Source organism: Arthrobacter sp. NEB 688 (assembly GCF_013201035.1).
Classification (GTDB): domain Bacteria; phylum Actinomycetota; class Actinomycetes; order Actinomycetales; family Dermatophilaceae; genus Phycicoccus.
The window spans coordinates 2,720,214-2,744,764 of record NZ_CP053707.1 but is presented as its reverse complement, the minus strand read 5'-3'; the positions used below and the strand labels follow the sequence as shown (position 1 = coordinate 2,744,764).

Sequence of the window (24,551 nt, the reverse complement as noted above, 5' to 3'; positions counted from 1 at the left end):
GACCGCCCTCCTCGCGCTCCTCGTCCTCGCGTCGGCGCGCGTCGGGCGGCGCGTTAGGGTGACGGGAGAGTCCAGCCCACCCGAGGAACGCCCCCTTGCCGCAGAGTCCCCGCCCGCCGCTCCAGCGCGTCGCCGTGCTCGTCCCGACGTACAACGAGCGCGAGAACCTCCCCGCCGCCGTCCACGGCGTCCGCGCCGCGGTGCCGAGCGCCGACGTCGTCGTCCTCGACGACGCCTCGCCCGACGGCACCGGTCAGGTCGCCGACGAGCTCGCCGCCGCCGACCCGCAGGTGCACGTGCTGCACCGGGCCGGCAAGGAGGGCCTCGGCGCCGCCTACCTCGACGGCTTCGGGTGGGCGCTCGAGCGCGGCTACGACGCCGTCGTCGAGATGGACGCCGACGGCTCGCACCGCCCCGAGCACCTGCCCTCGCTCCTCGCGGCCGCCGAGCACGCCGACGCCGTCATCGGCTCCCGCTGGGTCCCCGGCGGGAAGGTCGTCAACTGGCCGCTGCACCGCAAGGCGCTCTCGGTCGGGGGCAACCTCTACGTCAAGGTCCTCCTCGGGATGCCGGTCAACGACGCGACGGCCGGCTTCCGCGTCTACCGGGCCGACGCGCTGCGCGCGATGGGCCTGGACGACGTCGCCTCGCAGGGCTACTGCTTCCAGACCGATCTCACCTGGCGCGCCGTGCGGGCCGGGCTGCGGGTCGTCGAGGTCCCGATCACCTTCGTCGAGCGCGAGGTCGGCGCCTCGAAGATGAGCCGCGACATCATGACCGAGTCGCTGCGCCGGATCACCGGGTGGGGCGTGCGCCACCGCGCCCGCCAGGCCCGCGAGCTGGTCCGCCGGCCCGAGCGGTGGCACGAGCTGTGAACCGCCCCGGCGCGGTGCCCCCCGCCGGCCGAGGCCGTCGCGGGCGGCCGGTGCGCCGGCTGCTCGTCGTCGTCCTCGTCCTGGTCCCGCTGCTCGAGATCGCGACGGTCGTCCTCGTCGGCGACCTCATCGGCGGCTGGCCGACCCTCCTGCTCCTCCTGCTCACCACGCTGCTCGGCGCCTGGGTCATCCGCCGGGAGGGGGCCCGGGCCTGGCGCGCCCTGCGCGACGCCCTGCGCAGCGGCCGGATGCCGACCCGCGAGCTCGCCGACGGCGTGCTCGTCCTCGTCGGGGGGCTGCTGCTCCTCGTCCCCGGCTTCCTCACCGACGTCCTCGGGCTGCTCGTCCTCCTGCCGTGGACCCGCCCGGTCGCCCGGGTGTGGCTCGAGGCGGTCGTCGCCCGGAGGCTGCTCGCGCCCTTCGGCGGGCCGCGGCGCCCGGGCGAGGGGCCGCCCGACGTCGTCCAGGGCCAGATCGTCGACTGAGCCCGGGCCCCCTGACACGCCGGAGCCCCGGTCACCATTGCGGTGACCGGGGCTCCGGGGCGTCGAGGGCCGCTCAGGCCGTCTTGCGCGAGGTCTTCTCGCCGCGCGACTGGCGCAGGAGGGTGAGGCGCTCCTCCAGGAGCTCCTCGAGCTCGGGGATGGAGCGGCGCTCGAGCAGCATGTCCCAGTGCGTGCGCTGGGGCTTGACCGGCTTGGTCTCGGGCTCGGGGCCACCGCCCTGGAGCTTGGCGGCCGCACCGCACCGGCACTCCCACGTCGGCGGCACGTCGGCCTCGACGGAGAAGGGGAGCTCGATGGTGTGCCCGTTGGGGCACAGGTAGGTCGTGATGTTGCGGTCGGAGGGGACGACGTTCGCGTCCGTCTCCATGCTGAGGGCGCCGAGCCGGCTGCCGCGCAGGCTTCGCTCTGCCATGGGTGTCTCCCGGAGGTTCGAATGTCCCGGGCCGGGGTCCTCGCGGCCGGGTCAATGGTTGGAGAACGTGCGCCCGGGGTTCGTTGTTCCGGGGGTCACCGGATGGCAGGCGGGCGTGTGACGCAGATCACCCGAAGGCTCACACGATCCGCGGCAGCTCGTTCCCCGCGTCCATGATGCCCTGCCGGACGTCGACACGCCGAAGGACGAGGTAGCCGAGCACGAAGAAGACGACGAGCGCGACGATCGCGGGCCGGTAGGAGTCGGTCAGCTGGTGCACCAGGCCGAAGATCAGCGCCCCGAACCACGACGTGCCCCGCTCCATCGCCTGGTAGAAGGCGAAGAACTCCGCCTCGCGAGAGCGGGGGACCAGCTGCGAGAAGAGCGAGCGGCTGAGGGCCTGGCTGCCTCCGAGCACGATGCCGATGAAGACGCCGAGCACGAGGAAGGGCAGGAACGCCTTCTCCGGCAGGAAGAACGCGAGGACGACGATGGCCGACCACGCGACGAGGCTGCGCAGGATGGTCCGCCAGGCGCCCCAGCGCGAGGCCAGCCACCCGAAGAGCAGCGCCCCGCCGAACGCGACGAACTGCACGAGGAGGATGAGCGCGATGAGCTGGCTCTGCGCGAACTTCAGCTGCTCGGCGCCGTAGAGGCTGCTCGAGGAGATGACGGTCTGGATGCCGTCGTTGAAGAAGAGGTAGGCGAGCAGGAAGAGCAGCGTGTTCGGGTAGGCGCGCAGGTCGCGGAAGGTGTGCCCGAGCTGGGTCAGGCTGCCCCCGACGATGCCGGCCCGGGGGGCGTCGGCGAGCTCGGTACGCGGGGCACCGCGCAGGTTCCACATCCCGACGACCGGGATGAGCGTGAACAGCGCCCACCAGAGGCCGGCCGACAGCAGGCTGATCCGCACGGCCGTGCCCGTCGTCGCGCCGACGAGCTCGGGCTTGCTGACGATGACGAGGTTGACGGCCAGGAGCAGGCCGCCGCCGAGGTAGCCCAGGGCCCAGCCGCGGCTGGAGACGCGGTCGCGGTCGTCGGGGCGCGCGATCCGGCACAGGAGCGCGTCGTAGACGACGAGCGAGGCGCCGAGGCTGATCGAGGCGATGATCATCATGAGCGCCCCGAAGCGCCAGTTCGTCCCGGACAGGAAGTACAGCAGCACCGCGGCCGCCGACCCGGTCCACGCGAAGACGCCCATGAGGCGGGCGGGGCGCGGGGTGCGGTCGGTGATGGCCCCGACGAACACGAGGAGCACCGCCGAGACGATGGTCGCGAGGGTCACGGTGTACGGCGCGACCGACCCGGGGTCCAGCGGAGCGGTGAGCACGAGGACGACCGTCGCGAGGGCGAGCGGCGGGACGAGCGTCGAGGGGCGATAGGGCAGCCGGGTGTCGCGCGCGTAGGCGACGAGCGAGAGGACGAGGCCGACGAGCAGCGCGACGGCCGCGACGAGGGCGAGGCCGGGGACCCATCCGGGCAGGCCCTCGGCGGCGGGCACGACGTAGAGGTCGGTCGTGCACCGGGCGTCCTCGGCGAGGCCGGGGCAGGCCGCCTCGGTCGCGACCTCGGTGAGGTACGGACCGAACAGGACTGTGCCGACCGTCGTGACGAACGCGGAGTTCGCCCAGTCGTACCAGTACCAGGGGCGGTGGTAGCGGGTGGTGTCGGCCCAGGCGTCGGTGGCCTCGGACTGCGTCGTCATGACGCGCAGCGTTCCACACGCGGGGGCGCCGCCGCCGTAGGTCGTGCTACTCGGTCCAGCGCGTCACCGCACCGGGTGCGGTCAGCCCGCGTACTCCCAGTGCCACGGCTCCGGGAGGTCGCCGCCGGCCTCGGCCCAGGCCGGGTGGAACCAGCCGTAGAGGGGTGCGTTCTGGCGCATCCAGCGGTGCGCGGCCGACCCGAAGTCGTCGACGCCGCCGCAGAGGTCGAGCGCGCGGCCGAGGCCGTGCCGGCTCGTGCCCGGGGTCGCGGCGAACCGGCCGCGCGTGCCCTTGATGGCGACCTGCTCGGGGTAGGAGCGGTAGGAGTCGGTGACGCACAGGGGCGTGCCCGTCTGGGCTGCGTAGGCCTGGCTCATCGCGTTGTACGCGGCGGCCGCGGCGGGGGAGAGGCGCTCGCCGGGGGCGCTCCACAGCGGGCAGAGCGCGCTGTCGGGGAACTGGCCGTTGGGGTGGTCACCGCTGTCGTCGGAGCACGGCTTGCCGACCTGGGCGGTCTCGACGACGGCGTTCGAGAGGGCCTCGCGCAGCCGCGCGGCGGCCGCCTTGGCCTCGGGGGTGCGGGCACCGACGAGGGCGCTCGCGATGGGGCCGGCCTTGTCGACCTCGGTCATCTGCAGGGCCCGCAGCGCGCCGATCTTCTCGCGCTGCGCCTTCATCACGCCGTCGAGCTCCTTCTTCGCGGCGGCGATGCGGGTGCGCGCGTCGGTGGCCGTGCGCTCGGCCGCCTCGGCGGTCGTCGTGAGCCGCACCTGCTCGGCCGTGAGGACGCGCACCTCCTGGAGGGCGCGGGTGCGCTCGCCGGTGAGGTAGGACAGGTCGCCGAGGGGGTCGCTCACCTCGTCGTCGCGGGCGTCGAGCGCGTCCAGCATCCCGGTGAGGTCGGAGCTGCCGCCGCCGTTCGAGTAGACGTCGAAGACCCAGTCCTTGACGACGGCCCGGGCGTGCGCCAGCCGGCTCTCGAGGGCGGCGAGGTCGGCGCGGGCGCCGTCGGCCTCCTCGTGGGCGAAGTTCTCGGTGTCGGTCGCGGAGGCGAGCTCCTCGAGGACCGTGTTGGAGCGGGCCGAGAGGGTGTCCATCCGCTTGGTCTGGACGGCGAGCTCGGAGGTCGAACCCTCGATGACCCCGGAGATGCGCTGCGCCTCGGCGACCTGGGCGGCGACGACCTCGGGGGAGAGCACGGGGTCGGCGTCGGGCTCGACGTGGCCGTCGGCGGTGGCGGGCGGGACGATCGGGGCGAGCGTCGGCGTGGGGGAGCCGGTCGGGGTGGGGGACACCGACACCGAGGGCGTGGGGGAGGCCGAGGGGGCGGGCCCGGCGCCCGGGCCGGCCGCGACGGCCGAGGTGGCGACGGCGCCGAGCGGGACCGCGGCGGCGACGGCCACCACGAGTGCGCGGCGGAGCACGGCCCCACGGACGACGGAAGAACGCACCACGACTCGTTTCGAATGGTCTCGTGGCACCGCGGACGGCGCCCGGCACGCGCCCTGCACCGCGCACCTGTGTCCACCATAGGTCGCCGACCCCCGGTGTGCCCATGGTCGGCGGAGAAAGGTCGTCCGATCGTCAGGCGGTGGGGGCCGGGTGGCCGGGGGAGGGTCGGCCGGTCGGCGGCGCCCGTCCACAGGCACCGGTGCACCGTCCGCTCGTCCACAGGTCCGCCCGCGGTGGTTGTGCCGCACCCGGCAGGGGCGGTGTGCTGCTCCCGGGAGCCCCGGCGGTGGTCGTCGGGCCGGACAGCAGGGGGTAGGGATGGCAGGATCCGCCGACGTCGACCGCAGCGGCGACGTCAACACGGTCCACCTCGTCGGGCGGGTCACCTCGCTCGACCCGCCGCGCACGCTGCCGAGCGGCGACGTCGTGCACGGCGTGCGGGTCACGGTCGGCCGCGAGGCGCGGGCCCGCCCGGGGGTCGACGCCCTCGACGTCGCGTGCTGGAGCGCGGCCACCCGCCGCGTCGCCGGCCGCCTCGAGGTCGGTGACCGCGTCGAGGTCGACGGCAGCCTGCGCCGGCGCTTCTTCCGCGCCGGCGGGGCCCCGGCCAGCCGCTACGAGGTCGAGGCGCGTCGGCTGCGGCGCGTCAGCGCGCCGGCGTCCTAGGGTGGCCGGATGGGAGGGGCCGGCTCGCACGACGTCATCCGGGTCCAGGGGGCCCGCGAGAACAACCTCAAGGACGTCAGCGTCGTCCTGCCCAAGCGCCGGCTCACCGTGTTCACGGGGGTGTCGGGCTCGGGCAAGAGCTCGCTCGTGTTCGGGACGGTCGCCGCCGAAGCACAGCGCCTCGTCAACGAGACCTACAGCGCGTTCGTCCAGGGGTTCATGCCGAGCCTGGCCCGACCGGACGTCGACCGGCTCGAGGGGCTGACGACGGCGATCATCGTCGACCAGGAGCGGATGGGGGCCAACCCGCGCTCGACGGTCGGCACGGCCACCGACGCGCACGCGATGCTCCGCATCCTCTTCGGCCGCCTCGGGGAGCCCCACGTCGGCCCGCCGACGGCGTTCTCCTTCAACGTCCCGACGCGCACCGCGAGCGGGGTCATGCCCACCGAGAAGGGCGGGCGCGTCGAGAAGAGCGTCGTCAAGGGTGCCGTGTACCTCGGCGGCATGTGCCCGCGCTGCGAGGGCCTGGGCCAGGTCACCGACATCGACCTCACCGCCCTCTACGACGCCGAGCGCTCGCTCGCCGACGGGGCGCTGCTCGTGCCCGGGTACTCGATGGACGGCTGGTACGGGCGCCTGTTCGCCGGGATGGGCCTGCCGATGGACGTGCCCGTCGGCTCGTTCACGGCGAAGCAGCTCGACACGATGCTCCACGCGGCGCCGACGAAGATCCGGGTCGAGGGCGTCAACCTCACCTTCGAGGGCGTCGTGCCGCGGATCCGCCGCTCGATGCTCTCCAAGGACCCGGAGGCGATGCAGCCGCACGTGCGCCGCTTCGTCGAGCGGGCGGTCACCTTCCAGCGCTGCCCGGCGTGCGACGGCACCCGCCTGGGGCCCGAGGTGCTCGCGTCGCGCGTCCACGGGCGCAACATCGCGGAGCTGTGCGCGCTGCAGGTCAGCGACCTCGCCGCGTGGGTCGCCGCGCTCGACGAGCCCTCGGTCGCCCCGCTGCTCGCGGGGCTGCGCCACCTCCTCGACTCGTTCGTCGACATCGGCCTCGGCTATCTCTCGCTCGACCGGCCGGCGGGCACGCTCTCCGGTGGCGAGGCCCAGCGCACGAAGATGATCCGGCACCTCGGCTCGGCCCTCACCGACGTCACCTACGTCTTCGACGAGCCGACGATCGGGCTGCACCCGCACGACGTCCAGCGGATGAACGACCTCCTCCTGCGGCTGCGCGACAAGGGCAACACGGTCCTCGTCGTCGAGCACAAGCCGGAGGCGATCGCCGTCGCCGACCACGTCGTCGACCTCGGGCCGGGCGCCGGCAGCGCCGGGGGAGAGGTCTGCTTCGAGGGGAGCGTCGAGGGCCTGCGGGCGAGCGACACCGTGACCGGGCGCCACCTCGCCGACCGGGTCGCGCTCAAGCCGACGGTGCGCACCCCCACCGGCGTGCTCGAGGTGCGGGGCGCCTCCACCCACAACCTGCGCGACGTCGACGTCGACCTCCCGCTCGGGGTGCTCTGCGTCGTCACCGGGGTCGCCGGGTCGGGGAAGAGCTCGCTGGTCAGCGGTTCGGTCGAGGGACGCGAGGGGGTCGCCGTCGTCGACCAGGGCGCCATCAAGGGCTCGCGGCGGAGCAACGCGGCGACGTACACCGGTCTGCTGGAACCCGTCCGGAAGGCCTTCGCGACGGCGAACGGCGTGCCCGCGTCGCTCTTCAGCTCCAACTCCGAGGGCGCGTGCCCGACCTGCGGCGGTGCGGGCGTCATCGTCACCGAGCTCGGCCTCATGGCGAGCGTCGAGACGACGTGCGAGGAGTGCGAGGGGCGCCGGTTCCGGGCCGAGGTGCTCGAGCACACCCTCGGGGGCCGGTCGATCGCCGAGGTCCTCGCCCTGACGGTCACCGAGGCCGAGGCGTTCTTCGCGGCGGGGGAGGGGCGGGTCCCCGCGGCGCACCGGGTCCTGCAGCGCCTCGCCGACGTCGGCCTCGGGTACCTGACGCTCGGGCAGCCGCTGACGACGCTGTCCGGCGGCGAGCGGCAGCGGCTCAAGCTCGCGACGCGGATGGGGGAGTCGGGCACGACGCTCTACGTCCTCGACGAGCCGACCACCGGCCTCCACCTCGCCGACGTCGAGCGCCTGCTCGCGCTGCTCGACCGCCTCGTCGACGGCGGCACCTCGGTCCTCGTCGTCGAGCACCACCAGGCCGTCATGGCGCACGCCGACTGGGTGGTCGACCTCGGGCCGGGCGCCGGGCACGACGGCGGCCGGGTCGTCTTCGAGGGCCCGCCGTCACGGCTCGTGGCCGAGGCCTCGACGCTCACCGGGCGCCACCTCGCCGCCTACTGCGCACCGTGAGCGCGCCGTTCGACCAGTCCGCGTCCGCCGTCCGGATGGACTGGGGCCCGAGCGCGGCGCAGGTCGTCCGGGCCGACCTCGTGGTCGTCGTCGACGTCCTCAGCTTCACGACGGCCGTCACGGTCGCGGTGGGCCGAGGCAGCACCGTCCTGCCGTTCGCCTGGCGCGACGAGCGCGCCGTCGAGCACGCGGCCGCCCACGACGCGGTCCTCGCGGTGGGCCGGCACGAGGCCGGGCTGCCCGGGGCGGTCGGCGCCCCGTCGCTGTCGCCCGCCGGGCTGCTGGCCGGGCCCGTCGTGCCGCGCCTGGTCCTGCCGTCGCCCAACGGCTCGAGCATCAGCGCGTCCCTGCGAGCCACCGGGGCGACGGTTCTCGCCGGGTGCCTGCGCAACGCCTCGGCGGTCGGCCGGTGGCTCGCGCCGCGGGTGCGGGCCGGCCGGACGCTCGCCGTCGTGGCCGCCGGTGAGCGCTGGCCGACGGACGGGTCGCTGCGCCCGGCGCTCGAGGACCACCTGGGCGCCGGCGCGGTCCTGTCGGCGCTGCGGGCGGCGGTCGGCACGTCGTCGTGGAGCCCGGAGGCCGAGAGCGCCGCCGACCTGTTCGACGTCGCCGGTCCGCGGCTCGTCGACCGGCTGCACAGGTGCGTCGGTGGTCGTGAGCTCACCGCCGCGGGCTTCGCCGACGACGTCGCCGTCGCCGCGGACCTCGACGCGAGCGACGTCGTGCCCGTGCTCACCGACGCAGGGTTCGTCCCGGCCCGGTGAGGGCGCCCCGATCGCGGTCGTTGACCCCTCCCACGGAACGCCGATAATCCACATTATGTCATTATGGTGAAGAGGGACGGACCCCGACCGCTCCCCGCAGGCTCCCGACCTACAGTGAGCGCGTGCCGGACCTCGACCCGCTCCTCGGCTACGCCAACCGCACCGGACGTGCGCCCGGGCGCGGCGTGCGGGCGCTCGGGCTCGTCCTGCCCGGTGTCCGACGCGTCCAGGGCACGGCGATCCCGTGGGCCGACGCCTGGGCGGCGCACAACCGCACGGCCCTGACGACGCCCGGGCGGCGCTGGGTCGTCCTCGGCGACTCGATGTCGCAGGCCGTCGGCGCCTCCGCCTGGGACAGCGGCTGGGTCGACCGGGCCGCCGCGAGCCTCGCCGGTGACGGGCTCCCCCTCGTCGTCGTCAACCTCTCCGCGACCGGCGCCCGCACCGCCGACGTCGTCGACCAGCAGCTGCCCGTGCTGCGCGCCCTGCCCCCGGCGCTCGGCACCGACGCGCCGGACCTCGTCTCCGTCATGGTCGGTTCCAACGACCTCTTCGCCGGCGGCGGCGTGCGCGACCGGCTGCCCGACGAGTTCGCCCGGATGGTCGCGGCCCTCCCGCAGGACGCCGTCGTCGCGACGCTCCCCCAGCCCCGCACCGCGGCCCACCGGGCCAACGCCCACCTGGAGAAGGCCGTGGCCCGCGGCGCGCTGCGGGCGGTCGACATGCGCACGGAGGGCCCGAGCAGCTGGCGGGGGCGCCTGGCCGCCGACCTCTTCCACCCCAACGACGCCGGCTACGCCGAGCTGGCCCGGGCCTTCGTGCCGCACCTGCGCGCCGCCCTGCGGGCCACGGCGCGGGACTGAGCCCCCGCGGCCGTACGCTGTCCCGCGATGCAGTGCGACGACTACGACGCCGGACGGTGCCGCTCGTGCACCCTCATGGGCACGGCCTACGCCGACCAGCTGGCCGACAAGGACCGGCACGTGCGGAGCACGCTCGCGCCGCACACCGAGGGCACGACCTGGCTCGAGCCGGTCCGCTCCCCCGCCTCGCACTTCCGGAACAAGGCCAAGCTCGTCGTCGGCGGCACGCCCGGGCACCCGACGCTCGGCATCCTCGACGCCGGCGGCCGCGGGGTCGACCTGCGCCGCTGCGGCCTCTACGAGCCGGGGCTCTCCGCGACCTTCGACCCGCTGCACCGACTGCTCGTCGACCACCGCGTCGTGCCCTACGACGTCCCGTCCCGACGCGGCGAGCTCAAGCACCTGCTCGTCACCCACTCCCCCGACGGTGAGCACCTGGTGCGCTTCGTCGTCCGGACCCAGGAGGGCCTGCAGGCCGTGCGCCGGCTGCTGCCGGACCTGCGGGCCGCGCTGCCGTCGGCCCGCGTCGTCACGGTCAACCTCCACCCCGAGCACAAGGCGGTGCTCGAGGGCGAGACCGAGGTGGTCCTCACCGACGAGGCGGTGCTGCCGATGCGCCTCGGCGGGGTCACGCTGCGCCTCGGGCCGCGCGCCTTCTTCCAGACCAACACCCTCGTCGCGACGGCCCTCTACGCGCAGGCCGCGGCGTGGGCCGAGCGCCTCTCCCCCGCTGCCGTCACCGACCTGTACTGCGGGGTCGGCGGGTTCGCGCTGCACCTCGCGGCGCCGGGCCGCCGCGTCACCGGCGTCGAGGTGTCCGCCGAGGCGGTCGCCGCAGCCCGGGCCTCCGCGGACGAGATGGCCTCTGGCACAGCAGGACTGGACATCCGGTTCACGGCCGGCGACGCCACCGACGGGGTGCCCGGCGACCCGGACCTCGTCGTCGTCAACCCGCCCCGCCGCGGGATCGGCGCCGACCTCGCCGCCCGGCTCGAGGCCTCGGGCGCCCGGCACGTCGTCTACTCCAGCTGCAACGTCGACACCCTGGCCCGTGACCTCGCCGCGATGCCCTCGTTCAGGGCGCGCGAGGGACGGGTCGTCGACATGTTCCCCCAGACCCGCCACGTCGAGACCGTCCTGCTGCTCGAGCGCGGCTGACCCGCGCCCGGCCCGCGAACCGACCTAGGGTCGGGGCATGACCTTCTCCATCGCCGCCCGCGACGGGGACGCCTGGGGCGTCGCCGTGGCCAGCAAGTTCCTCGCCGTCGGCTCCGTCGTGCCCCGCGTCGTGCCCGGCGTCTGCGCCGTCGCGACCCAGGCGATGGCCCGCGTCGCCTACCTCGACGAGCTGGAGGCCGGCCTGCGCGGCGGTGACGCCACGAGCGACGTCCTCGCCGCCGCGACCGGCGCCGACCCCGGCCGCGAGGACCGGCAGGTCGGCGTCGTCGGCCCGGACGGTGGCGCGACCTTCACCGGCTCCGGGTGCATGACGTGGGCCGGTGGTGTCGCCGAGGGCGACGAGCGCACGGCGTTCGCGGTGCAGGGCAACATCCTCACCGGCCCCGACGTCGTCGAGGCGATGGTCCAGGCCTGGCGCGCGCAGGAGGGCCTGCCGCTCGAGACCCGGCTCATGGCCGTGCTCCTGGCCGGCGACGCCGCGGGCGGCGACTCCCGCGGCCGGCAGAGCGCCGCGCTGCTCGTCAGGGCACCGGGCGCCGGCTACGACGCGAGCGGGGTCGTCGCGGACCTGCGGGTCGACGACCACCCGGACGCCACGACCGAGCTCGCCCGCCTCCACGGCCTCTCGACGCTCTACTTCGGCACGGCGCAGGACGTGCAGCCGCTGACCGGGGAGCTGCGGGAGGAGGTGGCCGCGCGGCTGGCCGAGCTCGGCCACACCGGCGACGTCGAGGCGGCGCTCGAGGCCTGGATGGGCGGGGCGAACCTCGAGAACCGGCACGCCGACGGCGGCATCGACCGCCGTGTCCTCGCCGTCCTGCGGGGCGATGAGCAGGGCTGATGCCCCGCTGGAGCCGTCCTTGACCGAATCGGTCCGAACCCTGACCGACTCCTGACGCCGTGCTGGTTCCCCCGTGACCCACCGACCTCTAGCGTTGTCGGTAGGTGGTCAGCAGGTCCCCGCCGCAGCCCGGCACCGCGAGGTGCCACCTGTCCTCCCCCTCCGGCCGCGGCCGGGGACCGACCACCGTTCGCCGCCTCGGCGCCGGCCGGCTCACCGGCGCCGAGGCGCACAGACCCGTCGGCGTCGCGCCGCAGGCCGTGGGTACCCCGGTCCGGCGCGACGCCGACAACCATCGGCCACCGAAGCGCTCAGCGCGCGGGCCAGGCTCCGGCGCCCTGGCGGACGACCTCGCCCGACGGCTCGCCGCTCGTGAAGTCGACGACCGTCGTCGGCTCGGTGCCGCACTCCCCCGAGTCGATGACGACGTCGACGACGTGGTCGAGCGCCTCCTTGACCGCCCACCCGTCGGTCATGGGCTCGCTCTCGCCGGGGAGGATGAGCGTCGAGGACAGCATCGGCTCGCCGAGCGCGGCGAGCAGCGCGCGGACGACCGGGTGCTCGGGGATCCGGACACCCACCGTGCGCTTCTTCGGGTGCAGCAGGCGGCGCGGCACCTCGTGGGTCGCCGGGAGGATGAACGTGTACGGCCCCGGCGTCGCGGCCTTGACCGCGCGGAAGACGTGGTTGTCGACGTGCACCAGCTGGCCCAGCTGCGCGAAGTCGCGGCAGACGAGCGTGTAGTGGTGGCGGTCGTCGAGCCGGCGGATGCTGCGGATGCGCTCCTTGGCCTGCTGGTCGCCCATCCGCGCGCCGAGCGCGTACCCGGAGTCGGTCGGGTAGGCGACGAGGCCGCCGTCGTCGAGCACGGCGACCGTCTGCGCGACCGACCGCGGCTGGGGGTCGACCGGGTGGACGTCGAGGTAGCGGGCCATCCCCGCAGGATAGGCCCGGCTCAGGCCTCGTGGTACGTCACCGGGGCACCGCGCTGCACGGTGCGCGAGACGGTGCACAGCCGGTCCCCGCTCTGGGCGATGGCGCGGGGCAGGCGCTCGCGCGCCCGGTCGCCGTCGGCACCCTCGGGGAAGCGCACCGTGAAGGTGATCTCGATGTCGGAGAGGTGGTTTCCGCCCTCGTCCTTGCTCTTCTCGCCCTCGGAGACGACGTCGAACGAGGTGGGCTCGGCGATCCGGCTCGTGATGAAGTCGACGTCCGTGGCGCTGCAGGCGGCCATCGAGACGAGGAAGAGCTCGACCGGGGTGAAGTCCGCCGAGTCTCCGCCGCCCCCGACGAGCATCGTCCCGCCGCGCTCGTTGGTGACCTCGTACAGGCCCTTGCCGACGCGCGTCATCGACACGCTCCGGTGGCCGAGGCCGGTCCCGCCGGTCTCCTGCTGCGGCTGCGTCATGCCTCGTCCGTCCTCTCGGCGTCACCGTGGCCGACCTCCGCCGGCCGCGACCGCCATCCTGCCGCACCGTCCTGCGAGGATGCGGGCATGTCCTCGCGCGGCCGTCTCGTCCTGCTCCGCCACGGCGAGACCGAGTGGTCGGCCACCGGGCGGCACACCGGGCTCACCGACGTGCCGCTGACGACCGCCGGCGAGGACGCGGCGCGCGCGGTCGCGCCGCTGCTCGCCCGCTTCGACGTCGTCGCGACCCTCACCTCGCCGCTGGAACGCGCCCGGCACACCGCCGGGCTCGCCGGCCTCGCGGCCGAGCCCGACCCGGACCTGCTCGAGTGGGACTACGGCGGCTGGGAGGGGCTGACCACGCCCGAGATCCGGGAGCGGACCGGCGACCCCGCGTGGACCGTCTTCCGCGACGGCGTCGTCCCGGGCGCCACCCCCGGCGAGAGCGTCGAGGAGGTCGCGGCCCGGGCCGCGCGCGTCCTCGCGCGCGCCGCCCCGCTGCTGGCCGGGGGCGACGTCGCGCTCGTCGCGCACGGGCACCTCCTGCGGGTGCTCGCCGCGACGTGGCTGCGGCAGGAGCCGCGCCTGGCGGCCCACCTCCTGCTCGACCCCGCGCACGTCGGCGTGCTCGACGAGGAGCACGACCTGCCGGTGGTGCGCGCCTGGAACCTCGGCGCCGCCGGCTGACCCCGCGCCGCTAGGGCAGCGGCCAGGTGTGCACCGGCTCGTTGGAGTCCATCAGCTCGGAGTAGCGGGCGAGCATCCGGCGCAGCGCGTCGCGCCGGTCGTGGCCCTGCGCCTCGAGGTGCTCGACCGTGCGGGTCTGCCACTCGGCCCCGTTGATGCCCGTCGTCGCGCGGCCCTCGATGATGCCGAGGTAGCGCTCGCGCACGGCGTCCGAGACACCCCAGGAGCGCAGCCCCTCGTGGGCCATCGGCAGCAGGTGGCGCAGGACGAGCTCGTCGGCCGAGACCTCGCCGAAGCCCGGCCAGTACAGGCGCGCGTCCATCCCGGCCCGGGCGGCCCGCTCGAAGTTGTCGGCGCAGGCCGCGAAGCTCATCTTCGTCCAGACCGGGCGCTCGGCCGCCGCGAGGTGGCGCACCGCGCCGTAGTAGAACGCGGCGTTGGCGAGGACGTCGGCGATCGTCGGGCCGGCCGGCAGCACCCGGTTCTCGACCCGCAGGTGCGGGGTGCCGCCGACGATGTCGTAGATCGGGCGGTTCCAGCGGTAGACCGTGCCGTTGTGCAGCCGCAGCTCGGCGAGCTCGGGCGCGACGCCCGCCTCGAGCTTGGCCATCGGGTCCTCGTCGGTGATCTCGGCGAGGAGGGTCGGGAAGTAGCGGACGTTCTCCTCGAAGAGGTCGAAGATCGAGGTGATCCAGCGCTCGCCGAAGAACACGCGCGGGCGCACGCCCTGGTTCTTCAGCTCGACCGGCCGGGTGTCGGTGGCCTGGCTGAACAGCTCGATGCGGGTCTCGGCGTGCAGCCGCTTGCCGAAGAAGTAGGGGCTGTTGGCGGCCAGCGCGAGCTGCACCGACGAGAGGGCCTGGGCCGCGTTCCAGTGCTGGGCGAACTCGTGCGGCGCCACCTGGAGGTGCAGCTGCACCGAGGTGCACGCCGACTCGGGGGCGATGGAGGAGCAGTACGTGGCGACGCGCTCGCCGGTCGGGCCCTCGATGTCGAGGTAGACGTCCTCGCCGCGGGCCCCGACGATCGAGTCGTTGAGCGCCGTGTAGCGGTTGTTCGCGCTGATCCAGTCGCCCTCGTAGTGCTCGGGCATGATCGTCGGGAGGATGCCGATCGCGACGATCTTCGAGCCGACCTCCTGCGCGGCGGCGTCGGCCGCGTTGAGGCTCTCCCGGAGGTCGTGCTCGAGCTCGATGGCGGAGTCGCCGGGCAGCGGGCGCGGGGGCACGTTGAGCTCGATGTTGTAGCGCGCCAGCTCGGTCTGGTAGCCCGGGTCGGCGATGGCCTCGAGGACCGCCGCGTTGTGGAAGTGCGGGTCCTGGTGCTCGTCGACGAGGTTGAGCTCGATCTCGAGGCCGGTCATCGGCCGGTCGAACTCGAACGAGCTCGTCGTGAGCATCCGCTCGAAGACGTCGAGGTTCTGCCGGACCTTCTCCCGGTACCGCTGACGCTCTTCGCGCGAGTAGCTCTGCGCCGTGACCTCCGCACCCATGGGCTCAACCAACCACATCCGGTGGGCACGGGGAAGCGGGGGCCGCGTTTCGGTCCACGGCGGTGTCGGTGGCGTCTCCTAGCGTGGTCCTCGTGCGGTTCCTCCACACCTCCGACTGGCACCTGGGACGCTCGTTCCACGGGGTCGGGCTGCTGCCTGCCCAGGCGGCCCACCTCGACCACCTCGTCGAGGTCGTCCGCACCGAGGGCGTCGACGCCGTCCTCGTCAGCGGTGACGTCTACGACCGGGCGATGCCCGCGCCCGACACCGTCGCGCTGCTGTCGCAGACCCTCGAGCGCCTCGTCGACGCGGGCGCGCGGGTGGTGGTCTCCAGCGGCAACCACGACTCGGCGGTCCGGCTCGGGTTCGCCTCGGGGCTGCTCGAGCGCGCAGGCGTGCACCTGCGCACCTCCGTCGCCGACGTCGGCCGCCCGGTGATGGTCGGCGACGTCGCCGTCCACCCCCTCCCCTACCTCGAGCCCGCGCTCGTCGCCGACGCGCTCGGGGCCCCCGAGCGCACCCACGCCGCGGTGCTGCGCGCAGCCCTCGACCGCGTGCGCGCCGACGCCGCGACCCGGGGCGGGCGCACCGTCGTCATGGCCCACGCCTTCGTCTCGGGCGGGCTCTCCAGCGACTCCGAGCGCGACATCTCGGTCGGCGGGGTCGCCGCGGTGCCGGTCGACGTCTTCGACGGGGTCGACTATGCGGCCCTCGGCCACCTCCACGGGCGCCAGCGGGTCTCGGAGTCGGTGCGCTACAGCGGTTCCCCGGTCGCGATGTCGTTCAGCGAGCACGCCCACACCAAGGGCGGCCTCCTCGTCGACCTCGGGGGCGCGGCGCCGGTCGTCACGAAGATCGACGCTCCCGTGGAGCGGCCGCTGGCCGTCCTGCGCGGCCACCTCGAGGACCTCCTCGCCGACCCCCGGCACGCCGACGTCGAGCGCGCGTGGTGCCAGGTCACCCTCACCGACCCCGCGCGCCCGCTCGGCGCGATGGACCGGGTGCGCCGCCGCTTCCCCCACACCCTCGAGCTGCGCTTCGAGCCCGAGGGGGCCGCCGTCCCGCTGCGGCCCTACGCGACCCGGGTGCGCGCGGCGTCGGTCGTCGACGTCTGCTGCGACTTCCTCGACCACGTCCGCGGCGGTCGTCCGGCCGACGCGCAGGAGCGCGCCCTGCTCGACGAGGCGGTCACCGCGGCCCGCGTCGAGCGCGGCGTCGCCGACGACGAGGGCGTGGCGTCCGCCCGCGGCTCGGGGGCGGCGTGAGGATCCACCGGCTCCAGGTCCAGGCCTTCGGCCCGTTCGCCGACCGGGTCGACGTCGACCTCGACGCCGCCTCGGCCGCCGGCCTCTTCCTCGTCCACGGCCCGACCGGGGCCGGCAAGACGAGCCTGCTCGACGCCGTCTGCTTCGCGCTCTACGCCGACGTGCCGGGCAGCCGCTCGCGCCGCTCGCTGCGCTCGGACCACGCCGGGCCCGAGGTCCCGCCCGAGGTCGTCCTCGAGGCCACCGTCGCGGGGCGCCGGCTGCGCATCACCCGCTCCCCCGAGTGGTACCGGCCCAAGCGCCGCGGCGAGGGCACGACCCGCGTCCAGCCGTCCGTCGTCCTCGAGGAGCACCGGGCCGGCCGCTGGGAGGCGGTGAGCACCCGTCACGACGAGGTCGCCGACGTCGTGCTCGACCTTCTCGGGATGGGCCTGCAGCAGTTCGCCACCGTCGTCCTGCTCCCCCAGGGCGAGTTCGCGCGGTTCCTGCGCGCCGAGCCCGACGTGCGCCGCGAGCTGCTCCAGCGGCTCTTCGACATCCGGGTGTTCGCCGACGTCGAGGCGTGGCTCGCCGAGGCGCGCCGCACCGGGGCGGCCGCCCTCGACACGGCCCGGTCCGCCCTCGACGCCGACCTGCTGCGGCTCGCCGACGCCCTCGAGCCGCTCGTGACGGCCGACGCCGACACCGGCCTCGACGCGGGGCCGCTCGAGGAGCTGCCGCAGCGCCTCGCGGCCGTCGCCGCCGACCTCACCGAGCGGCTCACCTCCTCCCTCGCCGCGCTCGACGTCGCCGAGGGCGCCGAGACCGCCGCCCAGCAGGCCCTGGCCGACGGCCGTGCCCTCGCCGCCGCCCGCGCCCGGGGCGAGGCCGCCCGGGCCCGCCTCGAGGCCCTCGAGGCCGCCGCCCCCGAGCACGACGTGCGCACCGCCCGCCTCGAGGCGGCCGAGCGCGCCTCGACGCTGCGCGGACACCTCGCCGCGCTCGAGCGGCTGGAGCGCGAGGTGACGGGGCTCGAGCGGTCCACGGCGCAGGCGCGCGCCCGCGTCGAGGACGTCGGCACCGACCCGCTCGGCGACGGCGCGGCCGCCCTCGCCGAGCGGGTCGCCGGCCTCGACGACACGGTCGCGGCGGTGGCCCGGCACGCCGACGCGGCGCACGACCTGGCCCTCGCCCTCGCCGACGGCGGCCGCCGCGCCGAGACCCTCGGGGCGCGCCACGAGCAGCTCCTGCTCGACCTGCCGGCCGCCCGGGAGGCCGCGTCTGGGGCCGACGCCGAGGTCACGCGGCTGAGCGTCGAGGGGGCGCGCACCGCCGACCTGGTCGTCGCGGTCGGTGAGGAGGAGCGCCGGCTCGCCCTCCTCGACGAGGTCGCCGCCGACGAGGCCGCGGCCGCCGCCCTGGCCCCCGAGGTGCTCGCGGCCCGCGACGCCCTCTCGGCGCGGCTCGCGGAGCTCATCGACCTGCGCCAGCGCCGCCTCGACGAGATGGCCGCCGAGCTCGCGGCCGGGCTGGCCGAGGGCGAGCCCTGCCCGGTCTGCGGAGGCACCGAGCACCCCCGTCCGGCCCGCACGAGCGACCCCGTCACCCCCGAGCAGCTGGCCCGCACCGAGGACGCCGTCGAGGCGGCGCGCGCAGCGCTCGCGCGCCTCGAGACCCGCACCGGGGCGCTCGAGACCGCCGTCCGCACCCGGCGCGAGGTCCTCGCCGGGGCGGACCGGCCGACCGTCGAGGCCGCCCGGGCAGCGGCGCTCGACGAGCTCGCCCGGGCCCGCGCCGCCGAGCAGCGCCTCGCCGAGGCCACCGCGGAGCAGGCCCGCGCCCGCTCGGAGGCCGACCGGCTCGCGGCCTCGCTCGAGCAGACGGCCACCGCGCTCGCCGCGCTCGACGAGCGCCTCGCCGAGGTCACCGAAGAGGCCGAGACCGTCCGCCGGCGGCTCGCCGCGGACGTCGAGGCGCACGCCGTCTGCCCGTGCGGCGGCGGGGACCTCGCCCACCACCGCTCGGTGCACCGGCTCCTCCTCGACCTCGCCACCGGCGAGGACGCCCTCGTCGCGGCCCGGGAGCGGCGCGCCGAGGCGGCCTCCGCCCTGGACGCCGCGCTCGCGGAGGCCGGCTTCCCGACGCTCGCCGACGCGTCCGCGGCGCTCCTCACCGTCGCCGAGACCGACCGGCTGCGCGACCTCGTCCTGGCCCACGACCGCGACCGCACCGCCGCGCGCGCCACGCTCGAGGACCCCGACGTGGTCGCCGCGCTCGCCGTGCCCGCCCCCGACCTCGACGCCCTCCACGACGCGCACGCCGCGGCCCGGCGGGCCGTCCTCGCCGGCACCTCCGCCCACGACGTCCTCGAGCGCGCGGGCCGGGCCCTCGACCGCCTGCGGCCCGCGCTGGAGCAGCAGGCCGCCCACGTCGACGGCCTCGCCCAGCGCCACGCGCGGGTCCGCGACCTCGCCGACACGGTCGGCGGCACCGGCGGCGACAACACCTTCCGGATGCGCCTGAGCGCGTTCGTCCTCGCGGCCCGCCTCGAGAAGGTCGCCACGCTGGCCAACGAGCGCCTGGCCGTCATGGGCGCCGGCCGCTACCTCCTGGAGCACTCCGACGACCGCGCCGCCCGCGGCGCGAAGTCCGGCCTCGGCCTCAAGGTGCTCGACCAGTGGACCGGCCGGGTCCGCGACACCGCGACCCTGTCCGGCGGCGAGGCGTTCATGGCCTCGCTCGCCCTCGCGCTCGGCCTGGCCGACGCCGTCCGCGAGGAGGCCGGCGGACTCGACCTGGGCACGCTCTTCGTCGACGAGGGCTTCGGCAGCCTCGACGACGACAGCCTCGAGCAGGTCGTGTCCGTCCTCGACGGGCTGCGCGAGGGTGGGCGGGCCGTCGGCGTCGTCAGCCACGTCGCCGACCTGCGCTCGCGCATCTCCCACCAGGTCGTCGTGACCAAGGGGGTGTCCGGGAGCGGCGTCACCGTGCGCGCCGGTGACGCCGCCCCCGCGGCCTGAGCCGTCAGTCCTCGAAGGCCTCCGGCGACGGGCACGAGCAGATGAGGTGCCGGTCGCCGTATGCGCCGTCGATGCGGCGCACCGGCGGCCAGTACTTCGACATCGCGTCGACCCCGTCGGGGTAGGCGGCGGCCCTGCGGTCGTACGGGTGGTCCCACTCCCCCACGAGCGAGACCGCCGTGTGCGGCGCGTGGCGCAGCACGCTGTCGGCGACGGCGACCGTCCCCGCGGCGACCTCGTCGATCTCGCGGCGGATGGCGATCATCGCGTCGCAGAACCGGTCGATCTCGTGCAGGTCCTCGCTCTCGGTCGGCTCGACCATGAGCGTGCCGGCGACCGGGAAGGACATCGTCGGGGCGTGGAAGCCGAAGTCGACCAGCCGCTTGGCGACGTCGTCGACGCTGACCCCCGTCTCCTTGGTGATGCCGCGCAGGTCGAGGATGCACTCGTGCGCGACGAGCCCGTCGGTGCCGGAGTACAGGACCGGGTAGTGGTCGCGCAGCCGGGCCGCGACGTAGTTGGCGTTGAGCACGGCGACCTCGGTCGCGCGGCGCAGGCCCTCGCCGCCCATGAGCCGCACGTAGGCCCAGGAGATCGGCAGGATGCTCGCGGAGCCGTACGGCGCCGCCGCGACAGGGCCGACACCGGTCTCGGGGCCGGCGTCGGCGTCGAGCGGGTGGTTGGGCAGGTACGGCGCGAGGTGCTCGCGGCACGCGACCGGCCCGACACCCGGGCCGCCACCGCCGTGCGGGATGCAGAACGTCTTGTGGAGGTTGAGGTGCGAGACGTCGGCGCCGAACTTGCCCGGCCGGGCGAGCCCGACGAGCGCGTTGAGGTTGGCGCCGTCGACGTAGACCTGGCCGCCGGCGTCGTGGACGAGCCCGCACAGCTCGGTGATGGTGTCCTCGAAGACGCCGTGCGTCGAGGGGTAGGTGACCATGATCGCGGCGAGGGTGTCGCGGTGCTGCTCGATCTTGGCGCGCAGGTCCTCGAGGTCGACGTTGCCCGACACCGGGTCGGTGCCGACGACGACGACCTTCATGCCGGCCATGACCGCGCTGGCGGCGTTCGTGCCGTGCGCGCTGCTCGGGATGAGGCAGACCCGGCGCGCGTCGTCACCGTTGGCCCGGTGGTAGGCCGCGATGGCGAGCAGGCCGGAGAGCTCGCCCTGGCTGCCGGCGTTCGGCTGGAGCGAGACCGCGTCGTACCCGGTGACCTCGCAGAGCCACTGCGACAGCTCGTCGACGAGGCCGCGGATGCCGCGGGTCTGCTCGTGCGGCGCGAAGGGGTGCAGGTTCGCGAACTCCGGCCAGGTGACGGCCACCATCTCGGTCGTGGCGTTGAGCTTCATCGTGCAGGAGCCGAGCGGGATCATCCCGCGGTCGAGCGCGAAGTCGCGGTCGGCGAGGCGGCGCAGGTAGCGCAGCATCGCCGTCTCGGAGCGGTGGGCCGAGAAGACCGGGTGGGTCAGGTACTCGGAGGTGCGCACCAGCGCCTCGGGCCACGCCGGGGCGGCGAGGTCCACCCGCTCGGGAGCGGTGGCCCCGAGGGCCCGGGCGACCTTGCCGAGGACGGTCGCGTCGGTCGTCTCGTCGACGCTCAGCCAGACCGTGTCGTCGTCGTGCTGCCAGAGGTTGACGCCCTCGGCGAGGGCGGCGGCGACGACCGTGTCGGCGCGGCCGGGCACGTGCAGGGAGAGGGTGTCGAAGAACGGCGCGTCCTGCACCTGCACGCCGGCCGCGCGCAGCGCCTCGGCGAGGGCCACGGCGTGCGCGTGGGTGCGCAGGGCGATCGCGCGCAGGCCGTCCGGGCCGTGGTAGACCGCGTACATGCTCGCCATGACGGCGAGGAGCACCTGCGCGGTGCAGATGTTCGAGGTCGCCTTCTCGCGGCGGATGTGCTGCTCGCGGGTCTGCAGCGCGAGGCGGTAGGCCGGCGCGCCGTCGGCGTCGACGGAGACCCCGACCAGGCGCCCGGGCAGGGTGCGCTCGAGGCCGGCGCGCACGCTCATGTAGCCGGCGTGCGGTCCGCCGAAGCCCATCGGCACGCCGAAGCGCTGGGTGGTGCCGACGGCGACGTCGGCGCCCCACTCCCCCGGCGGGGTCGCGAGCGTCAGGGCGAGCAGGTCGGCCGCGGCGGTGACGAGCGCGCCGGCCTCGTGGGCGGCGGCCGCGACGGCCCGCAGGTCGTGCAGGCGCCCGTCGGCGGCGGGGTACTGGAGCAGGACGCCGAAGACGTCGCGGTCGCCGGCGGCGGCCCGCAGCGCGTCCACGGAGTCGACCCCGGTGAGGTCGGCCACCGCGACGTCGAGCCCGAGCGGCACGGCGCGGGTGCGCACGACGGCGAGGGTCTGCGGGAAGACGGAGGCGTCGACGAGGAGGACCGCGTCCGCGGCGGCCTTGGAGGAGCGGCGCATGAGGGTCATCGCCTCGGCCGCGGCGGTGCCCTCGTCGAGGAGCGAGGCGCCCGCGGTCGGCAGGCCGGTGAGGTCGGCGACGACGGTCTGGAAGTTGAGCAGCGCCTCGAGCCGGCCCTGCGAGATCTCGGGCTGGTAGGGCGTGTAGGCCGTGTACCAGGCGGGGTTCTCGAGGACGTTGCGCTGGATGACGGCCGGTGTCAGCGTGCCGTAGTAGCCGAGCCCGATGAGCGAGGGCACGACGCGGTTGCGGGCCGCGACCTCGCGCAGCTCGGCGACGACGGCGGCCTCGGACTCGGCGGGCTCGACGTCGAGGGCGCCCTCGAAGCGGATGCCGTCGGGCACGGCCGCCGAGAGGAGGTCCTCGAGGGACTCACGGCCGACGACCTTGAGCATCCCGGCGAGGTCGGACTCGCGGGGGCCGATGTGGCGGGCGGCGAAGGCGGGAAGGGCAGGCGTGCTCACGAAGGTCCTCCGGAGGGCAGACGATGCTGACGTCCTCCCCCTCTGTCGGGTCGGTGGAGCCTCCAGAGGTGCCTGTCCCGTGCGGTCCCTTGCGCCTGAGAGGTTCTGGGGAGAATTGCCCCTTCGGCGCCCCGGCCGGCTGTGCCGAGGACTCTCCCGCACGGTGTGAGCGGCAGGGCCAACCTACCACCGCAGGCCCCCGGGGACCGGGGTGGCGGGCTCAGGCCAGGCGCGCGACGCGGCGGGCGCCGAGCTCGTCGCCGGGCTGGATCGCCTCGGCGCCGCCCTCGGTGGCGGCCCGCTCGCTCGGCAGGTCCGAGAGGGTGCCCTCGACCTCGCGCCAGACCTTGCCGACGGCGATGCCGAAGACGCCCTGGCCGCCCTGGAGCAGGTCGATGACCTCGTCGTTCGAGGTGCACTCGTAGACCGAGGCGCCGTCGCTCATGAGGGTGATGCCGGCGAGGTCGTCGACGCCGCGGGCGCGCAGGACGGTGATCGCCCCGCGGATCTGCTGGAGGGAGACCCCGGTGTCGAGGAGGCGCTTGACGACCTTGAGCACGAGGATGTCGCGGAAGCCGTACAGGCGCTGCGTCCCGGAGCCGCCGGCCGCGCGGACCGAGGGCTCGACGAGGCCGGTGCGGGCCCAGTAGTCCAGCTGGCGGTAGGTGATGCCGGCCGCCTTGCACGCGGTCGGGCCGCGGTAGCCGACCTCGTCGTCGAGCTGGGGCAGGTCGTCGGCGAACAGCACGCCCTGCGCGGCGACCGGCGCGGGGGTGCCGCCCTGCCGCGCTTCTCCGGTGGAGCCCACGCCTACCTCCTGATGGTGCCGGTGCTCCGGACGACGATACGCCCGGGAATGACATCGACGTCACTCTCCCGGCCACTTCTGTGACTGGTGTGACAGTAGGGGTGGGTGGGACGACGGTCAACGACCGCGGGCCCCGCACGCTCACCGGCGTGTCGCGGCGCTCAGGACCCCGTGTCGGTGTCGAAGTCGTCGGCCGAGACGTCCTCGAGGAAGGCCTTGAACCGCTCGACCTCGTCGTCCTCGGTCTCGGCCATCTCGACGCCCGCCTCCGCGAGGAGCTCCTCCTCGGCGACGATGTCGGCGCCGGCCCGCAGCGCGAGGGCGATGGCGTCCGAGGAGCGCGAGTCGATCGTCGTCCCCCCGGCCTGGCCGCCGCCGTCGATGTCGAGCGCGGCGTGGAAGGCGCCGTCCTGGAGCGAGACGATCCGCACCCGCGTCAGGGTGTGGCCGAGGTCGTCGATGACGGTGCGCAGCAGGTCGTGGGTGAGGGGCCGCGGGGGCACGACGCCCTGCTGGGCGTAGGCGATGGCGGTGGCCTCGGCCGCGCCGATCCAGATGGGCAGGTAGCGGACGCCGTCGCGCTCCCTGAGCAGGACGATCGGCTGGTTGCCCGGCATCTCGACCCGCACGCCGAGGACGTCCATGAGCTTCACACGGCCACCGTACCTCGCGACCCGGACGCCGTGGCGGGCCGCTCAGCCGGAGGTGTCGAGCCCGGTCCGCACGAGCGCGGTGTGCAGCGCCAGGACGAGGTGGGTGACCTCCGCCGCGGCCCGGCGACGGTCCTCCCCGCGCAGGCCCGCGGTGACCTGCTCGACGAGCCCCACCTCGCGGTCCGCCGCGGTCCGGGCGGGGCGCAGGTGGCGCGCCTCGACGCCGTACCGGGCCAGACCCGCCGCCGCCCGCGCGGCGCGCAGGTCGTCGGTGCCGTGCATCCCGTCGGCGCCGGCCCGCAGCAGGCCGTGGTCGAGCAGGTCGCCGACGAGGGCGTCGTCCAGCCCCGCCGTCGCCGCGAGCTCGGCCCGGGTGAGCCGGACGGTCGGGCCGCCCTCGAGGAGCGAGGCCGCGTCCGGCACCTCGGGGTCGGCGGCCGGCTCGGGCACGACCGGCTGCTCGTCCGGACCGCCCGGCACGAGCCCGCGGTCGAGAGCGGCCAGCGCGTCCTTGATGACCCGCAACGGCCAGAACCGGTCGCGCTGCGCCCGCAGGACGTAGCGCAGCCGCTCGACGTCGGCCTCGGCGTAGCGCCGGTATCCCGACCCGGTGCGCTCGGGCGTCACGAGGCCCTCGGCCTCGAGGAAGCGCACCTTGGAGACGGTGACGTCCGGGAACTCCTCGGCGAGGGCCGCGACGACCGCACCGATCGTCAGGGGGCGCACGCCGGGC

General features: G+C 75.3%; 21 protein-coding genes and 1 riboswitch. Of the genes, 11 read left to right on the top strand and 10 right to left on the bottom strand.

Annotation, left to right across the window (positions count from 1 at the left end; all coding sequences use genetic code 11):
• The first annotated feature begins 95 nt into the window (after window positions 1–95).
• Together HL663_RS12870 and HL663_RS12865 are read left to right on the top strand one after the other, a co-directional pair.
• Window positions 96–875: a polyprenol monophosphomannose synthase gene (locus HL663_RS12870; RefSeq protein WP_173028749.1), complete on the top strand. Its 780-nt coding sequence runs from the start codon at window positions 96–98 to the stop codon at window positions 873–875.
• 50 nt (window positions 876–925) lie between these two features.
• Window positions 926–1,360: an FxsA family protein gene (locus HL663_RS12865; protein WP_286176059.1), complete on the top strand. Its 435-nt coding sequence runs from the start codon at window positions 926–928 to the stop codon at window positions 1,358–1,360.
• 73 nt (window positions 1,361–1,433) lie between these two features.
• On the opposite strand, the gene HL663_RS12860 is transcribed toward HL663_RS12865, so the two are convergent.
• From HL663_RS12860 to HL663_RS19385, 3 genes are all read right to left on the bottom strand, one after another.
• On the bottom strand, window positions 1,434–1,793 hold the full coding sequence (locus HL663_RS12860) for an RNA polymerase-binding protein RbpA (RefSeq protein WP_173028748.1): 360 nt from the start codon (window positions 1,791–1,793) through the stop codon (window positions 1,434–1,436).
• Between the two features lie 139 nt (window positions 1,794–1,932).
• Window positions 1,933–3,495 carry an MFS transporter gene (locus tag HL663_RS12855; protein ID WP_173028747.1) on the bottom strand — a complete coding sequence of 521 codons (1,563 nt, stop codon included), beginning with the start codon at window positions 3,493–3,495 and terminating at the stop codon, window positions 1,933–1,935.
• Between the two features lie 81 nt (window positions 3,496–3,576).
• Window positions 3,577–4,920, bottom strand: coding sequence for a M15 family metallopeptidase (locus HL663_RS19385; protein WP_173028746.1), 1,344 nt, complete (start codon window positions 4,918–4,920; stop codon window positions 3,577–3,579).
• A gap of 346 nt (window positions 4,921–5,266) precedes the next feature.
• Here HL663_RS19385 and HL663_RS12845 point away from each other — a divergent pair, with 346 nt between their 5' ends.
• The 6 genes from HL663_RS12845 (at window position 5,267) to HL663_RS12820 (ending at window position 11,625) form a co-directional block, all read left to right on the top strand.
• On the top strand, window positions 5,267–5,614 hold the full coding sequence (locus HL663_RS12845) for a single-stranded DNA-binding protein (protein WP_173028745.1): 348 nt from the start codon (window positions 5,267–5,269) through the stop codon (window positions 5,612–5,614).
• Window positions 5,615–5,623: 9 nt separating this feature from the next.
• Window positions 5,624–7,978, top strand: coding sequence for an ATP-binding cassette domain-containing protein (locus tag HL663_RS12840; protein ID WP_173028744.1), 2,355 nt, complete (start codon window positions 5,624–5,626; stop codon window positions 7,976–7,978).
• A complete protein-coding gene (locus HL663_RS12835) occupies window positions 7,975–8,742 on the top strand; it encodes a 2-phosphosulfolactate phosphatase (protein WP_286175612.1) in 768 nt (255 codons plus the stop codon). The genes HL663_RS12840 and HL663_RS12835 overlap by 4 nt, the downstream gene beginning before the upstream one ends.
• Window positions 8,743–8,864: 122 nt before the next feature.
• On the top strand, window positions 8,865–9,605 hold the full coding sequence (locus HL663_RS12830) for an SGNH/GDSL hydrolase family protein (protein ID WP_173028743.1): 741 nt from the start codon (window positions 8,865–8,867) through the stop codon (window positions 9,603–9,605).
• A 27-nt stretch (window positions 9,606–9,632) separates the two neighbouring features.
• Window positions 9,633–10,763: a methyltransferase gene (locus HL663_RS12825; protein WP_173028742.1), complete on the top strand. Its 1,131-nt coding sequence runs from the start codon at window positions 9,633–9,635 to the stop codon at window positions 10,761–10,763.
• Window positions 10,764–10,800: 37 nt separating this feature from the next.
• The gene (locus HL663_RS12820) at window positions 10,801–11,625 is read left to right on the top strand and encodes a DUF1028 domain-containing protein (protein WP_173028741.1); all 825 of its coding nucleotides are present in this window, start codon (window positions 10,801–10,803) and stop codon (window positions 11,623–11,625) included.
• Window positions 11,626–11,936: 311 nt separating this feature from the next.
• Here HL663_RS12820 and HL663_RS12815 read toward each other — a convergent pair whose 3' ends face one another.
• Window positions 11,937–12,560: an L-threonylcarbamoyladenylate synthase gene (locus HL663_RS12815; RefSeq protein WP_173028740.1), complete on the bottom strand. Its 624-nt coding sequence runs from the start codon at window positions 12,558–12,560 to the stop codon at window positions 11,937–11,939.
• Window positions 12,561–12,580: 20 nt separating this feature from the next.
• Window positions 12,581–13,033: an OsmC family protein gene (locus tag HL663_RS12810; protein WP_173028739.1), complete on the bottom strand. Its 453-nt coding sequence runs from the start codon at window positions 13,031–13,033 to the stop codon at window positions 12,581–12,583.
• 87 nt (window positions 13,034–13,120) lie between these two features.
• Here HL663_RS12810 and HL663_RS12805 point away from each other — a divergent pair, with 87 nt between their 5' ends.
• Window positions 13,121–13,720 (top strand): histidine phosphatase family protein, encoded by a 600-nt coding sequence (locus HL663_RS12805; RefSeq protein ID WP_173028738.1) that lies wholly within the window; start codon window positions 13,121–13,123, stop codon window positions 13,718–13,720.
• A gap of 10 nt (window positions 13,721–13,730) precedes the next feature.
• Here the strand turns inward: HL663_RS12805 and HL663_RS12800 are convergent, their stop codons facing one another.
• Window positions 13,731–15,212: a glutamate-cysteine ligase family protein gene (locus HL663_RS12800; protein ID WP_173028737.1), complete on the bottom strand. Its 1,482-nt coding sequence runs from the start codon at window positions 15,210–15,212 to the stop codon at window positions 13,731–13,733.
• 92 nt (window positions 15,213–15,304) lie between these two features.
• On the opposite strand from HL663_RS12800, the gene HL663_RS12795 reads away from it, so the two are divergent.
• Together HL663_RS12795 and HL663_RS12790 are read left to right on the top strand one after the other, a co-directional pair.
• Window positions 15,305–16,477 carry an exonuclease SbcCD subunit D gene (locus HL663_RS12795; RefSeq protein WP_173028736.1) on the top strand — a complete coding sequence of 391 codons (1,173 nt, stop codon included), beginning with the start codon at window positions 15,305–15,307 and terminating at the stop codon, window positions 16,475–16,477.
• A complete protein-coding gene (locus tag HL663_RS12790) occupies window positions 16,474–19,476 on the top strand; it encodes an AAA family ATPase (RefSeq protein ID WP_173028735.1) in 3,003 nt (1,000 codons plus the stop codon). Before HL663_RS12795 ends, HL663_RS12790 begins: the two co-directional genes overlap by 4 nt.
• A gap of 4 nt (window positions 19,477–19,480) precedes the next feature.
• Here the strand turns inward: HL663_RS12790 and gcvP are convergent, their stop codons facing one another.
• The 4 genes from gcvP to ftsR form a co-directional block, all read right to left on the bottom strand.
• On the bottom strand, window positions 19,481–22,357 hold the full coding sequence (gcvP, locus tag HL663_RS12785) for an aminomethyl-transferring glycine dehydrogenase (RefSeq protein WP_173028734.1): 2,877 nt from the start codon (window positions 22,355–22,357) through the stop codon (window positions 19,481–19,483).
• A gap of 72 nt (window positions 22,358–22,429) precedes the next feature.
• Window positions 22,430–22,526, bottom strand: a riboswitch (glycine riboswitch).
• Between the two features lie 51 nt (window positions 22,527–22,577).
• Entirely contained in the window at window positions 22,578–23,165 is a 588-nt protein-coding gene (locus HL663_RS12780; RefSeq protein WP_173028733.1) for a MerR family transcriptional regulator, read from the bottom strand.
• A 161-nt stretch (window positions 23,166–23,326) separates the two neighbouring features.
• Complete coding sequence (locus HL663_RS12775) at window positions 23,327–23,818, bottom strand: bifunctional nuclease family protein (protein ID WP_173028732.1); 492 nt, start codon at window positions 23,816–23,818, stop codon at window positions 23,327–23,329.
• 42 nt (window positions 23,819–23,860) lie between these two features.
• Entirely contained in the window at window positions 23,861–24,544 is a 684-nt protein-coding gene (gene ftsR / locus HL663_RS12770; RefSeq protein ID WP_286175610.1) for a transcriptional regulator FtsR, read from the bottom strand.
• Between the last annotated feature and the right edge of the window lie 7 nt (window positions 24,545–24,551).